Annotated in this window: 1 protein-coding gene and 1 pseudogene; both read left to right on the forward strand. The window is 71.9% G+C overall.

Annotated elements, in window-relative coordinates:
- Positions 1-381 (forward strand): annotated as a pseudogene (locus tag A612_RS09290) (sigma-E factor negative regulatory protein); the annotation flags it as partial.
- Between the two features lie 124 nt (positions 382-505).
- Positions 506-1,714: Do family serine endopeptidase (locus tag A612_RS09295; protein WP_040436487.1), on the forward strand; the 1,209-nt coding region annotated here is incomplete at its 3' end.

Below are 1,714 nucleotides of genomic sequence, written 5' to 3' on the forward strand. Positions count from 1 at the left end.
GCATCCGCGGCTGCGACATCGCAGCGTGCGGCCAATGACCCGGTGCTGCGCTGGAAGCTGGCGGCGGGCTTTGCCTCGCTGGCGGCGGTCGCGGTGCTGGGCTGGCATGCCTACACGGCCCTGCCGGGAGGAGTTCCGGCCGGCGCCCAGTTGGCCTCCGCGCAACCGAAGGCAGTGCCTGCAGCGCCTGCTGCCCAGGACAGCGTCACGACGGTGGCGCGCAGCGAAGCCGCGCCCGCCGGCGAGGCGCCCGTCATGATCCGGGACCCGCGCCTGGACGAGCTGCTCGCCGCGCACCGCCAGCTCGGCAACAGCACGGCGGCCCTGCAGATGCCCGCCGGCTTCCTGCGCAACGCGAGTTTCGCGGGGCGCGAACGCTGACACGCGCCCTGGCTGCCCACCGGCAGTCGCGAGGCGCCCGCTCCTGTAGTGTGCCTGCAAGTGGCATGGGCCAGGCGGTGCGCGCCGTTCCCTCCTTTTTCTCTCCTGCATGGAAAGGTCGATGATGCTCAAGAACCCTGTCTGGAAGGCGCGCCTGTCGGCGGGAGCGCTGGCTGTGGCCCTGGTGGGCGCTGGCGGCGGCGGGCTGCTGGTGCCGGTGGCGCCGGCGCTGGCGCAGAGCGCGCCGGTCGTGCGCGCGCTGCCCGACTTCACGGAACTGGTCGAGCAGGTCGGCCCCTCGGTGGTCAACATCCGCACCACCGAGCGCGTGAGCGCACGCCCCTCCTTCAACGGCATGGACGAGGACATGCTGGAGTTCTTCCGCCGCTTCGGCCTGCCGGTGCCGAACGTGCCGCGCGGCCCGGGCCCGCAGCCGCAGGCACCCCAGCAGCCCCAGCCGCGCGGCGTGGGCTCGGGCTTCATCCTGACCTCCGACGGCTTCGTCATGACCAACGCCCACGTGGTGGAAGGGGCCGACGAGGTCATCGTGACGCTCACCGACAAGCGCGAGTTCAAGGCGCGGATCGTGGGCTCGGACAAGCGCACCGACGTGGCGGTGGTGAAAATCGACGCCACCGGCCTGCCGGCGGTGCGCGTGGGCGACGTCAGCCGCCTGAAGGCCGGCGAGTGGGTCATGGCCATCGGCTCGCCCTTCGGGCTGGACAACACCGTCACCGCCGGCATCGTCAGCGCCAAGCAGCGCGACACGGGCGACTACCTGCCCTTCATCCAGACCGACGTGGCCATCAACCCGGGCAACTCGGGCGGGCCGCTGATCAACATGCGCGGCGAGGTGGTGGGCATCAACAGCCAGATCTACTCGCGCTCGGGCGGCTTCATGGGCATCTCGTTTGCCATTCCGATCGACGAGGCGATCCGCGTGAGCGACCAGCTGCGCGCCACCGGGCGCGTGACGCGCGGGCGCATCGGCGTGCAGATCGAGCCCGTCTCCAAGGACGTGGCCGAATCCATCGGCCTGGGCAAGTCCCAGGGTGCGTTGGTGCGTGGCGTGGAGCCGGGCTCGCCGGCCGAGAGGGCCGGAATCGAGGCCGGCGACATCATCACGCGCTTCGATGGCAAGCCGGTGGAGAAGGTCGCCGACCTGCCGCGCCTGGTGGGCAATTCCAAGCCGGGGACCAAGGCCGGCATCACGGTCTTCCGCCGCGGCAGCTCGCGCGACCTGACGGTGACCATCGCCGAGGTCGAGCCCGACGAGAAGCCGGTGGCGCGTGCCGAGGGCGGGTCGGGCGACGAGCGGGGCGGCGCGCAGCCG

Source organism: Melaminivora alkalimesophila, from assembly GCF_000282995.1.
Classification (GTDB): Bacteria; Pseudomonadota; Gammaproteobacteria; order Burkholderiales; family Burkholderiaceae_C; genus Melaminivora; species Melaminivora alkalimesophila.